This window comes from Pseudomonas sp. QLc11A (genome assembly GCF_052112305.1).
Lineage (GTDB): Bacteria > Pseudomonadota > Gammaproteobacteria > Pseudomonadales > Pseudomonadaceae > Aquipseudomonas > Aquipseudomonas laurylsulfatiphila.
Window position 1 is genome coordinate 56,621 of sequence record NZ_JAVAJJ010000015.1, and the last position, 12,653, is coordinate 69,273.

The 12,653-nt window shown below is 55.8% G+C and carries 10 protein-coding genes; 7 read left to right on the forward strand and 3 right to left on the reverse strand.

What is annotated here, in order from left to right; translation table 11 throughout:
• Window positions 1-400: 400 nt before the first annotated feature.
• Window positions 401-775, reverse strand: a complete 375-nt coding sequence (locus Q8X48_RS20855; RefSeq protein ID WP_407801828.1) for a hypothetical protein — start codon at window positions 773-775, stop codon at window positions 401-403.
• A 539-nt stretch (window positions 776-1,314) separates the two neighbouring features.
• Here Q8X48_RS20855 and Q8X48_RS20860 point away from each other — a divergent pair.
• The 5 genes from Q8X48_RS20860 (at window position 1,315) to Q8X48_RS20880 (ending at window position 8,258) form a co-directional block, all read left to right on the forward strand.
• On the forward strand, window positions 1,315-2,484 hold the full coding sequence (locus tag Q8X48_RS20860) for a PAS domain-containing sensor histidine kinase (protein WP_407801829.1): 1,170 nt from the start codon (window positions 1,315-1,317) through the stop codon (window positions 2,482-2,484).
• Between the two features lie 465 nt (window positions 2,485-2,949).
• Complete coding sequence (gene gabP, locus Q8X48_RS20865) at window positions 2,950-4,350, forward strand: GABA permease (RefSeq protein WP_095967185.1); 1,401 nt, start codon at window positions 2,950-2,952, stop codon at window positions 4,348-4,350.
• Between the two features lie 108 nt (window positions 4,351-4,458).
• Entirely contained in the window at window positions 4,459-5,571 is a 1,113-nt protein-coding gene (locus Q8X48_RS20870; RefSeq protein WP_407801830.1) for a GlxA family transcriptional regulator, read from the forward strand.
• A gap of 468 nt (window positions 5,572-6,039) precedes the next feature.
• Complete coding sequence (locus Q8X48_RS20875; protein ID WP_407801831.1) at window positions 6,040-7,236, forward strand: serine hydrolase domain-containing protein; 1,197 nt, start codon at window positions 6,040-6,042, stop codon at window positions 7,234-7,236.
• A gap of 98 nt (window positions 7,237-7,334) precedes the next feature.
• Window positions 7,335-8,258, forward strand: a complete 924-nt coding sequence (locus Q8X48_RS20880; RefSeq protein ID WP_095967187.1) for a transporter — start codon at window positions 7,335-7,337, stop codon at window positions 8,256-8,258.
• A gap of 80 nt (window positions 8,259-8,338) precedes the next feature.
• Here the strand turns inward: Q8X48_RS20880 and Q8X48_RS20885 are convergent, their stop codons facing one another.
• Complete coding sequence (locus Q8X48_RS20885) at window positions 8,339-9,367, reverse strand: AraC family transcriptional regulator (RefSeq protein ID WP_095967188.1); 1,029 nt, start codon at window positions 9,365-9,367, stop codon at window positions 8,339-8,341.
• A 303-nt stretch (window positions 9,368-9,670) separates the two neighbouring features.
• A complete protein-coding gene (locus tag Q8X48_RS20890; RefSeq protein ID WP_407801832.1) occupies window positions 9,671-10,996 on the reverse strand; it encodes a sigma-54 interaction domain-containing protein in 1,326 nt (441 codons plus the stop codon).
• Window positions 10,997-11,267: 271 nt separating this feature from the next.
• Between Q8X48_RS20890 and Q8X48_RS20895 the strand changes: the two genes are divergently transcribed.
• Both Q8X48_RS20895 and Q8X48_RS20900 read left to right on the forward strand, forming a co-directional pair.
• Complete coding sequence (locus Q8X48_RS20895; protein ID WP_407801833.1) at window positions 11,268-12,128, forward strand: OST-HTH/LOTUS domain-containing protein; 861 nt, start codon at window positions 11,268-11,270, stop codon at window positions 12,126-12,128.
• A 229-nt stretch (window positions 12,129-12,357) separates the two neighbouring features.
• Entirely contained in the window at window positions 12,358-12,519 is a 162-nt protein-coding gene (locus tag Q8X48_RS20900) for a hypothetical protein (protein ID WP_158247845.1), read from the forward strand.
• The last annotated feature ends 134 nt before the right edge of the window (window positions 12,520-12,653 follow it).

The window sequence follows — 12,653 nt, forward strand, 5'->3', positions numbered from 1 at the left end:
CAACTTTGCCAGCCTCTCTGGCATCTTTCGGCCGGACTTTGCTCGACTCTCTGGCAAATTGCGTAAACTTTGGCGTCCCGGGCTGCATCTGCAGCAGCTTTGGCAGCATCTCTGGCTGCATCTGCGCCTGCCTTGCCGGCGTCCCTGGCTGCATCCGCAGCGGCCCTGGCAGCATCCCTTGTGGCATCCGCGCCCGCTACGCCAGCAGCTCTTGCTACGTCCCTGGCTGCATCCGCCTGAGTTCTGGCGGCGTCCCTGGTTGCATTTGCAGTGGCTATTGCCGAATCCCGGACTGCATCCGCATCAGCTTTGGCAGCGTCCCGGACTGCATCTGCGTCGTTCACGGCAGCGTCTGCGCCATTGTTGTCTGCGTCGTTGTCATGCGCATTGCCATTGCCTGCTACACCATCATCGCCTGCCGCATCATGATCGCCTGCTGCACCATCATCGCCTGCCCCATCATGATCGCCTGCCGCATCATGATCACCACCCTTTCCATCGCCTCCTGCTCCATGATCACCACCCTTTCCATCGCCTCCTGCTCCATGATCACCACCCTTTCCATCGCCTCCTGCTCCATGATCGCCACCCTTTCCATCGCCTCCTGCTCCATGATCGCCACCCTTTCCATCACCTCCTGCTCCATGATCGCCACCCTTTCCATCGCTTCCTGCTCCATGATCACCACCCTTTCCATCGCCTCCTGCTCCATGATCACCACCCTTTCCTTGGCCGCTGCCACCCTGACCACCGTCGCTGCCACCTTCTTTGGCATACACGCTGGAGAAACTGCCGATGTAATCGGGCACCAATACAGTCGATGCCGACAGGACTGCGCCAATTGCCAGAGCCAATAAACATTTATTGAGCTGCATGTTCCAACCTCCGGTTGGAGTTGCGTAGTCATGTCCGTATCGAACGCAATATCCAGTAAGTTCCCGGCCGCCCATTTGAGCGGCCAGCCAACCGACACGGTCATCAATCTGCAGCTTTAACGAGCAACTGCGGTTTGCGCATGATCCTTCAACACCAGTCAGTATCGCTTCGCGGGAAATATTCCCACGCATAGGTTAGATGAGTGCTTTCAACCCGAGTTCAACAAATCAATCTCAGGACCAGGACATGCGTTGAGCGGTACGCGTTATCGTTAACGACCATCGCTGGCAAGCCAGCTCCCACAAGGGGCGGTGACCTCCAAACCAGTGAACGCCCCAAAAAAAACATCGAGGTCTGAAAAGGGCAAGTTCTGAGGGCCCTTGCGCAAGCCGTGTCTATAATTTTCCAGATCTCGGCCCCTTTGGTCAGTGAATACAAATGTCCGAAGATGAAAATTCGCAGCCCGGTTCTGACGTTCTCTTCGACGAAGCTGACTGTGGATTGCTGCTGACCGCAGAAAATGGCGAGATCGCACGGGTCAACCTCACGTTCTGCCGCTGGTTAGGCTTGCGGCGAAAAGAGCTGCTCGGGCGTCACATCCAGGACTTGATGAGCCTCGAGGGAAGGACGTTCCACAAGATGTACTGGGCGCCCCTCATGCAGATTCAGGGCGTCGTTGCTGACGTGAAGTTCGATCTCGTTCACCACAACGGACACTCCATTCCAATGATGCTTAGCGCCGTCAGCTGTGAGCATTCTGCTGGCATATTTCATGAAATGACGCTATTCAAGGCCGCGGATAGCCAAAGGTACGAGCGCGAACTGCTCAATGCCCGAATGCTTGCCGAAAGGCATTTGGCGAAACACCTCAAGGACCAACGCGTACAGGACATGACCCAGGACAAGTTGCGTATCACGTACGCTGCGGCTGAAGACAGGGCCCTGTTCGCCGAGCAACTGATCGGGATTGTCAGTCATGACCTGCGCAACCCGTTGTCGGCCATAAAAATGGCCACGGAACTGCTGGGCCGCCGAGAGATGGATGCCAAACAGGTCCAGATACTTGGCCACATCACCCATTCGGCCGAGCGTGCGCTGCGCCTGGTGGCCGATCTGCTGGATTTCACCCTGGCTCAGGTGGGGCGAGGTATCTCGGTCCTGCCCAAACCCGTCGATTTACACGAACTGGTGGGCGATTGCCTGGACGAGTTGTGCCTGGCTTTTCCCGGGCATACGTTGACCCATCTGCGGTATGGGCAAGGTGCTTTCTCTGCAGACAGCGATCGGCTTTATCAGCTCATCGGCAATCTGGTCGCCAATGCAGTCGCCTACGGTGCCAGCGATAGCGAAGTCACCGTTTCCACACGCTTTGAAGATCAAGTTCTCGTTATAACCGTGCACAACTTCGGCACCCCTATACCTGAGGCGTTGCTTGGGGATTTGTTCGAGCCGATGATCCGAGGCAGTCATGACAATGCCGAACTCAGAAGTGTCGGGTTGGGTCTGTTCATCGTTCGGGAGATCGTTAAGGCGCACTGCGGCGAAGTGGCTGTAACTTCTACTCTCACCACCGGTACAACATTCACTGTAACCATTCCTCGCACCTGATATTTACCTGGATTGCCCTTCCCCCCTCCATTACTAGCCGACGATAGCCAGGCATGACTGGCCGCTTCACGCCCCGAGGAAGTCAGTCAACCCAAATAGAGGTTCTTGAGGAGCGGTGAATTTATTCCTTATAGGCAACGAGTCTCGCTACCTGATTAAAAGCACTCTCAATGAACCGAGATGATCACCCTTGGCCGCGTAGTGACTCGTTGGTTTCCATCGCGAACACAATGACTTCCTGTGTCGATATCAGACACGGATGTGGCGTGATCAGATAACTGAATCATCGGACAAGCCGGGTAAGGTGGCGCACCTTTTCATCGAAACAACCACGTCACGATGATGGGCTTGATAAGAACTGCAGCGTTTGAAGAGTGCTTCTTTCAGGAAGCCCGGCAGGCAGCAATGATGATCTGTTGCCCCTATCCATCCGCTTAAATGTCGATCGGCAGAGAAAAAAAACCAATGATTAGCCCGAGCTCCAAGGATTCGAGTGGCCAATTGGCGCAGGGCTTCAAGCCTCGTCACGTAACAATGCTGTCAATCGCCGGTATTATCGGCGCCGGTTTGTTCGTTGGCTCAGGACACGCCATTGCGGCGGCCGGCCCGGCGGTCCTGCTGGCCTATCTATTCTCTGGCCTGCTCGTCGTCCTGGTCATGCGCATGCTCGGTGAAATGGCGGTGGCCAACCCGGACACCGGCTCTTTCTCCACCTATGCCGACCAGGCCATCGGCCGTTGGGCCGGCTTCACCGTCGGTTGGCTCTACTGGTGGTTCTGGGTGCTGGTGATCCCTATCGAAGCGCTGGCCGCCGGCCATGTATTGAACCAGTGGTTTCCCCAGATCGATGCCTGGCTGTTCGCCCTGGTGTCGATCATTGCACTGGTGGTGACCAACCTGTTCAGCGTGTCCAAGTACGGCGAATTCGAGTTCTGGTTCGCCATGGCCAAGGTCGTGGCGATCATCGGTTTCATCGGCGTAGGTTTTGCCGTGTTGATGGGCTGGGTTCCCGATCGGGAAGTCAGCGGATTGAGCGGCCTGATGGCCGCGCACGGCGGGTTTGCTCCAAACGGGCTGTCGGCGGTAGTCGGCGCCTTCATCACCATCATGTTCAGTTTCATCGGTACCGAAGCGGTCACCATCGCCGCCGCCGAATCCGACAATCCCTCGCAGAACATTGCCAAGGCCACCCGTTCGGTGATCTGGCGCATCGGGGTGTTTTACCTGCTGTCGATTTTCGTGGTCATCTCCGTGGTGCCCTGGAATGACCCGCTGTTGGCTTCGGTAGGCTCCTACCAGCGGGCCCTGGAAATCATGAACATTCCCCACGCCAAGTTCATGGTGGACGTGGTGGTGCTGATCGCCGTGGCCAGTTGCATGAACTCCTCGATCTACATTGCCTCGCGCATGCTGTACTCGCTGGGCCGTCGCGGTGATGCGCCGAAGGCGCTGAAGGCGACCTCCTCCGAAGGCGTGCCGCGGGCAGCAGTCATCGCCAGCACCGTGTTGGGCGCGGCGATCACCGTGTGGAGCTACTTCATGCCCGCCGGGTTGTTCGAGTTCCTGCTGGCCAGTTCCGGCGCGATTGCCCTGGTGGTGTACCTGGCCATTGCAGTGTCGCAGCTGCGCATGCGCCGGATGTTGCGTCGGCAGAACGTCGAGCTGACCTTTCGCATGTGGCTGTTTCCCTGGCTCACCTGGTTGGTGATCCTGTTCATCTGCGCGGCGCTGGCGGTGATGATGGCCTCCCCTGATCACCGTACCGAAGTGAGCACGACCATTGGCCTGGCGCTGGCGATTTCCTTTATCGGCCTGGTGACATCGCGTCACCCCGCGCAGGCTGCAAGCGTGACGTCGGCGGGATAAACCAGCGAGGTAGTTGCGCCGAACCTGATACCCCCTTCGCCAGGACAGGGGGTATTACCCGCTCCTGTGTCACAGGCCGTCATCGCTTTTTGTGAGGACATGACCACGATGTCATCGAACTCCGCCGTGTCCGACGGGAAGACTCAATCCATCGGTTTTCTGCTGCTGGACAAATTCACACTTATTTCCCTGGCGTCCGCCGTAGAGCCACTGCGCATGGCCAATCAGTTGTCGGGGCGAGAGCTGTATCGCTGGCATACGTTCAGCCCCGGTGGAGAGCCTGTCTGGGCCAGTGACGGCGTGCAGATCACTCCGGATGCTTCGTGGAACAACCCATTGGTGGCGGACACTGTAATCGTGTGCGGCGGCATTGGAATCCAGAGCGTGATTACCCGCGAGCACATTACCTGGCTGCAAGCCTTGGCGCGTCAATCCAGACGCTTGGGAGGTGTGTGCACCGGTAGCTGGGCGCTCGCAAAAGCCGGGCTGCTCGACGGCTACGAGTGCAGTGTGCATTGGGAATTTCTGGCTGCCATGCAGGAAGCTTTCCCGCGAGTCAGCATCAGCGCGAGCCTGTTCACCCTCGACCAAAACCGCTTTACAAGCTCCGGCGGAACGGCCCCCATGGACATGATGCTGCACCTGATCGGTCGCGATCATGGTCGTGAATTATCGGCAGCCATTTCTGAGATGTTCGTTTACGAGCGCATACGCAACGAACAGGACCATCAGCGCGTTCCACTCAGACATATGCTCGGAACTCATCAGCCCAAGCTGCAAGAGATCGTCGCGTTGATGGAGGCCAATCTCGAAGAACCGATCGACCTCGATAACCTTGCAGAATACGTTGACCTGTCACGTCGACAGCTGGAGCGGCTATTCCAGAAATACCTTCACTGTACGCCGTCACGCTACTACATGAGGTTACGTCTTGTTCGAGCGCGACAACTGCTCAAGCAAACATCATTGTCGATCATTGAGTTGGCGTATGTATGCGGTTTTGTGTCCACACCCCATTTTTCCAAATGCTATCGCGAGTACTTTGGTGTTCCACCCAGTGAGGAGCGTTCCGGCTCTGAAATGAATCGTAAATTGGCAACACTTGCGACTACGCAGCCGTCATTGACCAAGCCGCTGACAGCACTCGACCAGGCTCGAAACGAATCGACGTTTGCCAGTGTTCGAATGATGGATTGTTCCGGTTTGGCGGAGTCGTGCTGATCGGTCGCCCCAGTCGCATCTTCCGTAGTGCATGAGCTTACTCAATAAGATCACGCAGCAGATTTGACGTGCACATGGGTGTTCCACCCAAAATCCAGGTCGGTGAAACATGGGTTTCTTGGCGATCCTGCACCTCTATGGCCCGACCAAGGGCTTCTTCGACAAGACGTGGAAACCTCGCCCCGCAAGTAACCGCTTCCAAGTCGCCCCGTGCGGCGTACCAAATCGCCCGCCAGCGAGCACTCAAATCTGGCCTCAGTCGCTTACACAGCACCCATCTGCGCGGTACTTGAATAAGTGCCTGACTCCGACATCCTCTGCCGGCAGCCGACAAACACTCTGATTCTATTTTCGTACTCTCCACTGGCCCGACGCTCATCCCTTGACGTCGGCCCAGTCAGTCCTACCACTGCCCTGCCATAGGCTCTAGCCGAGCGGACTATAGGTTGGGTTTAAGGAGAATAAAAAATGAATCCAGGTCTTACATCATCACTCAACCACTTGCTCGATACTGTCACGGCTGGACAGCAACGCGTCCCAGGCGTAGTCGCAGCAATAACCGGGCGCGACGGTTTGCTCTACGAGGGTGCATCGGGACAACGAATGTCCGGTCAAGCAGGTGCAATGACGACCGACAGTGTTTTCGCCATGTATTCCACGACGAAAGCGATAACCGCCACGGCAGTGCTGCAGTTGGTCGAAGAAGGTCGACTCGACCTCGATGCGCCTGCCAGGACCTATGTACCGATGATCGGCGAACTGAAGGTGCTCGAAGGGTTTGATAGCGACGGCACCCCACGGCTTCGCGCTCCCAAAAATCACATTACAACCCGAATGCTTCTGCTTCACACGGCAGGCTTTGGTTATGAGTTTTTCAACGAAAACTACAACAGACTGGTTCAGGAACAAGGACAACCCAGCGTCATCGGCGGGTCGCTGGCAGCACTGAAAACACCCTTGCTGTTTGAGCCCGGCGAACAGTGGGAATACGGCTCCAGTATGGATTGGGCCGGCCTGGTGGTGGAGGCCATTACTGGCAAACGTCTGGGTGACGTTATGCGACAGCGTATTTTCGAGCCACTGGGCATGACCGATACCGCGTTTACCATGACCCCGTCGATGCTCCAGCGACGGGCTGGCATGCATCAGCGGGAAGAGGATGGATCGCTGACGGCAATCGAGGACTCCATTGTTTCGCAGGAGCCCGAAGTGCACATGGGCGGTCATGGCCTGTTTTCGACTGTGAAGGATTATTGCCTGTTTATCCGTGCCTGGCTTAACGATGGGCAGGGTGATCACGGACGGATCCTGAGACCGGAAACGATTCGCTTCGCTGAAAAAAATGGCCTTGAAAATCTGAAAGTCAAAGCCCTTCCTGGCGTTATTCCAAGCATCTCTAACACCGCGGAGTTTTTCCCGGGCATGCCCAAGTCATGGGCGTTGAGTTTCATGATCAACGAACAAGACGCCCCCACCGGCCGACCTGCGGGCTCTTTGGCGTGGGCCGGATTGGCCAACCTTTACTATTGGATCGACCGCAAGAACGGCATCGGTGGTTTTTGGGCCACCCAGATATTGCCATTCGCCGATCCTGTTTCGGTCAATGCGTATCTGGATTTAGAAACGGCGGCCTACCGCCATCTGATCCACCAAGCCAGTAGCTGATTCGCCTTAAGTCCTATGAGAGCCCGCCACGGGCTCCAGGCGATGGTGCAAAAAACTGTTCCCTCTCTGAAAACCAACAAAAACAAAAACGGTGACTCATGGAGCTCTCCATACGTACTCCTGCGCGCGTTCGATCCTTGGTATGCGCGTTTGACACTTCAATGTTTGGTGCCGGCCTTGCGATGGCCATGCTGGCGGGCAACGCCCAGGCCGTCGATGTGGATGCCGGCGAATACGCTGCTGCGCTGCCAGCCGGCAGCAACATCGGCTTGCTTTACCTGCAACATGCGCAGCGGCGCTCGCTTTACAGTGATGGCCACAAGGTTGCGGTCAAAGCGGGGCTCGACTCGGATATCGGCATACTGCGAGTCGCAAATTACCAACAACTGGGTGACTACACCGTCAATTCGCAGTTCCTGTTGCCCTTCGGTCGCCTGGAAGGTACACGCGATAACGACTCGTTGGGACAAACCAGTGGCGTGGGTGATCTGATCCTGGCGTCTACCCTGTGGCTGGTGAATGACCCGGCAAAAAACCGTTACTGGGGTATCGCTCCCTACCTGTACGTGCCGACCGGTAACTATGACCGAAACGATGCACTCAACCTTGGCGAAAACCGTTGGAAGCTGATATTGCAAACGGGTTATGTGACCGGTCTGACTGAAAAACTGTCCCTGGACCTCACCGCTGATGTGACCTTGTTTGGCAAAAATGACGACTTCTCGAGTCAAGGTCTGACATTGCGCCAGAAACCGCAATGGCAAGCCCAGACCTACCTGAGGTACGCCGTGACACCCAAGCTGTCGGTGCATGTCGGTGCGTCTCAACTCTGGGGTGGTGAGACACGCCTTGACGGACAGGATCAGAACGATGAACCCGACACCAGTAAGTTCCGTGTCGGGGGATCATACTGGTTGACCCCTGCCTTCCAGGCCTTGGTCAATTACGGCCAGGACGTCTCGGTCGACAACGGTTTCAAGGAAAAGCAGCGGGTTAACCTACGGCTGTTGTGGGTGTTCTGATCCGCAGCAAATGACTGGATTCCTGGGCACCGAGAGCGGCTTCGACACAGCTCTCGGTGCCCTTGTCCTTCGTCAAATCGCTAGCGCAGCCGGCGCCGCAAGGTTTGGGAGGGTAACTCGCTGAAACGCTTGCGATAGCACCCCGCAAATTCACCCAGATTCAAATATCCCCAGCGAAAGGCGACAGACGAAACGGTCGTGCCCGACTCCGGATCCGTCGCCAATAAATCGCGCCGCGCCCCCTGCAATCGCTGCTCGCGCAAGAATGCACCGGGCGTCATACCGCGAAATCGTGAGAAGGCACCACTCAATGCCCGCACACTGGTCCCGACCGCACTGGCAACCTCTGCCATCGTCGGCAGGCTCGCGGCATTGGCACTCATGAACTCTTCGGCAGCCCTGACGTAACGGGGTGCAATCCGATTCATGGGACTACTGAAATCAAACCCGGCTTGCGCGGCGCGGCCAGCCCACTCTTGCAGCAGATGAACGCAAAGACTTTGCTCCAGGTGAGCCCCCATACGCCCTTTAGCCATGTGTTCGGGTGCCTCCGCCACACAACGAACCGTGTACTCCAGCAGACTTAGCCAGCTCGAACCAACGCCGCCAATGACGCACTTGTGTCTCCAGAACTGATCATCGGGCACGAACCCAAACCACTGCTGTGCCATCTGCTCCAAAAGCCCATGAGGAATGGTCAGATTCAGCTGCAAGTGATCCGGGTCAAGGTCGATCCGGTAATCGACACGACTGCAATCGGCGATGAAGGATCCTCCCACAGCCGTATCTTCAGTGACAGAACGCTGCACCCAGTGCCGGGCATTGCCGCGAATGGTCGTGAGCAAAAGTGCATTCCCGGCTTCTGGCGAAAAATCATCGACGCACACCGCCACGCCATAGGCAAAACGACTCAGCGTCAACTCGCCAATCCTGGACGAATGCATGGTTGCGTGGGGCTTGATTGCATGCCCTTTTGGGGATACACGATAGGGCATATAAACGCGGCTCGACCAGTCGCTGATTTCATCCCATTCGGTTGAATAACTTTTATGGTGCTGGCGTATCGGCATGCCACTGGCATCGATTAACAACGCATGGTCGAGAAGCATAGAGACACCTGTTTTTATTTTTTTAGGTTCGGGTAAATACGCAGCGGTGATCTTGGCGTTACCAAACACACTCGACCATTCCGAGAAGCTGAGGTTGGTGGCCTCGCAGTCGTTTGTCAGGAGTGGTCATGATTATGCAGTTAGCACACGCCATACCAAGAGTGGATATCTTGTTTTTATCTTTTTATAACAACTACTTAAATAGCAGCCTGCCAAGGCGCGGGATGCCTTGGCAGGTTAATACGCTGCCAGGATGGCAGTCACTGGCAGTCACTGGCAGTCGTGCAGCGTGAGCGCCAGATACTAGACCAAACCTTGTACTTTCAGTCGTCTGTACAAAGTACGCTCGCTGATACCCAGGTGCTTGGCAAGCTCACTGCGGGTACCTATAAAAGTAGCAAGTGCCTGTTCCAGCGTGCTGCCATCGAAAGGATTGGAAGTAGAGGCCTGCGCGGCCATCACGACGGATGCCTGAGGTAAATGTATGGAGCGGATCACACCATCGTCAGCAAACAGGCTCGCTCTTTCTAGAACATTGCGTAGTTCACGGATGTTGCCCGGCCAGGCAAAACACTGCAATTGCATCAGAGCATCAGCTTCTATCGTCATCCGGCGCTTACCGGTACTGGCACGCTGTAGAAATGAGTTCACCAGCAAACCAATGTCTTCAACTCGGTTGCGCAAGGGTGGTAACTGAATTGGAAAAGCGCTGATGCGGTAGTACAGGTCCTGCCTGAACTCACCTTTCTCCATCATTTTTTCCAGTGGTTTGTGGGTCGCAGCAATTAACCTGAAGTTAGCATGAAGGGTCTCAACACTGCCGACACGGCGATAAGTGCCCGACTCAATCAGGCGCAAGAGTTTTACCTGCATTGCCAGCGGAACATCGCCGATCTCATCGAGAAACAACGTGCCGCCTTGGGCCGTTTCAACCAAGCCAGGCTTACGTGCGGTGGCACCGGTGAATGCTCCTTTTTCATGGCCGAATAGTTCGCTCTCAAATAACGTTTCGGTCAAACCAGAACAATCAACGACTACAAAGGGTCCAGTGGCCCGCTCACTGGTTTCATGTACGGCGCGGGCGAACAGTTCTTTGCCCGTGCCGGATTCGCCTAGCAGCAGTACCGGCAGCATTGATGGTGCCACCCGCTGCAGCTCCGACAGGGCAAGGTTAAAGGCTGGTGAATGGCCAACCAACCCTTCGTTGCTGGGTCGCGCCGATGCGCCGCGAACCAGTGTGAGACGCTCCACATAGGCGATAATAACACCGTGCTCGTCTAGAATCGGGCGCAATTCGACGTCGACATGTTCTGGACCACGAGGCGTATGGTGAATGTGCAAAACACGATCCGGTCCGCGCATTTCCTGCGCCTTTTTCATCGGACAGTTCTCCCCCGCCTGATCACAAGGTACATCGTAATGGTGTGAAACCTGATAACACTTATGGCCGATAAAGGGTTTGTCAGCGCTGCCGAACTGCCGCTGATAGGCGGTGTTGGCAGCCAGGATGTTGTAGTCCGGATCGAGCACGATCATCGGATGTGGTTCGTGCTCAAGAAACGAAACAAGTGACTGCACTTGATCCGGGTGCAAGAGTGCGTTGGTTGGGGTGGGCAGGATAGTCTTCATAGTGGTTCCTAAGAATCCATCCATCCTGTTGTGGCATCGCCACTTCTGTCAACAAGCACTGCCAATGGCAGTGACTGGTCAGGTGCAATGCAAATGGGTGGTCAGGTAGGGTGTAATTTCCCAACCAAACACCTCAGATACGAAAGCACCTTCCGATACCTGGGAATCGAGGTTGAAAGCATCCGATTTACGCGTTGCAAGCCCTCCTGGCAGGGCAAACGTATTGAAGTGAATCGCTCCAGCCCTACCACTTATGCCTGAGTCGTTAATCATGGATGAAGTCACTGACATGCCCTCGGATGATGTACCTGACCTTCAACCTATAGTGCAGCGCAAGCTGGGGCGCTGCCTGTTGCGCTTGCAACAATACGAACGGCAGCTGAAAGCCCTTGTCGCACATGGCGAGCTGAGCGGTCCTGCGGATCGGCTGTCTATCATCCGTGAGCAGAAGGTCGCATGTGCCCAGAAAAAAACCATGGGCACGTTGATGGGGATGTTGACCGAAAGCTTTCTGACCCAGTCGTCCCAAAAAGAAGAATCACAGACGCAAGCCGAAGCCGGTGACCAGATCTGGTTCAACTATCGACACCAGTTGGAAATGTCAGGCGAGCGCTATGAGGCAACGAAGGCCGCTCTCAAGGAGCTCGTTGACCTGCGCAATGAACTGGTCCACCACTTCATTGAGCGTTTCGATCTCTGGACTGAATCAGGCTGCCAGGCGGCGGATGGTTTTCTGGAGGACAGCTACGAAACCATCAATCGGCATTGTCTGAATCTGCAATCCTGGGCCAAACACATGAGTGAGGCACGAGATAAACTGGCTTCGTTTATGCAGAGCCAAGCATTTGAAGATGTGTTCGACGGTATCCGGGTGGATGGCTCAGTCGATTGGCCCGGCAGTGGGATATGCAGCTGTTTACGTGAAGCGGAAACCAAGCTTGCCGAAAGTGGCTGGACTCGACTGGAAGCAGCCATCCGCTGGATTGGTGATACCTATCCAGAGCAGATGCCCAAGCGCTACGGTTGCAGCAGCTGGAGGCATGTCCTGCACGAATCACGGCAGTTCGAAATACGAAAATCCCAACCTGATAATGAACGTACTGCCGTCTGGTATCGCAGCAAGGTCAGTTGAATGGGAAGCTGCATCGCCCCTCCTCTTGTAAGCGCGCTGACTGACTGCTGCTGGCCGCTTTCTGCTTGTCGCGAGGGGCTGCTCCACAGTCAAAAGCCGTCACTGGGATGCGCCAGGAAAACGAGTTGATTCAACGGGAATGTGTGTATGCCGACACGATGGCTGATATCTTTCCCGCGCACCTGATCGCGTCCAATCGACGCTGATCCCATCAAGGAAGATGAAAACAATGAAAACAGTGCTCGGCGCCCTGCCCTTTATCTGCCTGAAACTACAGGCATTCGCTGGCGACAACCCCATCGGCTTCCCGGCCTCGACGTTGCCAGACAAGCAAAATGACCGCCCGCTCGAGTTGGCCCTCTGGCACCTGAATACAACAACTGCCCGCTGACAACCTGATCAGTGTGTTTCGCCAGTCGACCTCTCGTGGGCGCGAGCACATTGCTGATGAACTGAGTGTTGCAATGGCAACTCCGGGGTTTGCCCTCGATTCAGATCTGATTTAAACAACAAGGCCACATAAAA

Bases quoted from the DNA above. Each gene is read 5' to 3' on its own strand.
- Q8X48_RS20855 (WP_407801828.1), bottom strand. From the start codon at position 775: ATGCCAAAGAAGGTGGCAGCGACGGTGGTCAGGGTGGCAGCGGCCAAG.
- Q8X48_RS20860 (WP_407801829.1), top strand. From the start codon at position 1,315: ATGTCCGAAGATGAAAATTCGCAGCCCGGTTCTGACGTTCTCTTCGAC.
- gabP (WP_095967185.1), top strand. From the start codon at position 2,950: ATGATTAGCCCGAGCTCCAAGGATTCGAGTGGCCAATTGGCGCAGGGC.
- Q8X48_RS20870 (WP_407801830.1), top strand. From the start codon at position 4,459: ATGTCATCGAACTCCGCCGTGTCCGACGGGAAGACTCAATCCATCGGT.
- Q8X48_RS20875 (WP_407801831.1), top strand. From the start codon at position 6,040: ATGAATCCAGGTCTTACATCATCACTCAACCACTTGCTCGATACTGTC.
- Q8X48_RS20880 (WP_095967187.1), top strand. From the start codon at position 7,335: ATGGAGCTCTCCATACGTACTCCTGCGCGCGTTCGATCCTTGGTATGC.
- Q8X48_RS20885 (WP_095967188.1), bottom strand. From the start codon at position 9,367: ATGCTTCTCGACCATGCGTTGTTAATCGATGCCAGTGGCATGCCGATA.
- Q8X48_RS20890 (WP_407801832.1), bottom strand. From the start codon at position 10,996: ATGAAGACTATCCTGCCCACCCCAACCAACGCACTCTTGCACCCGGAT.
- Q8X48_RS20895 (WP_407801833.1), top strand. From the start codon at position 11,268: ATGGATGAAGTCACTGACATGCCCTCGGATGATGTACCTGACCTTCAA.
- Q8X48_RS20900 (WP_158247845.1), top strand. From the start codon at position 12,358: ATGAAAACAGTGCTCGGCGCCCTGCCCTTTATCTGCCTGAAACTACAG.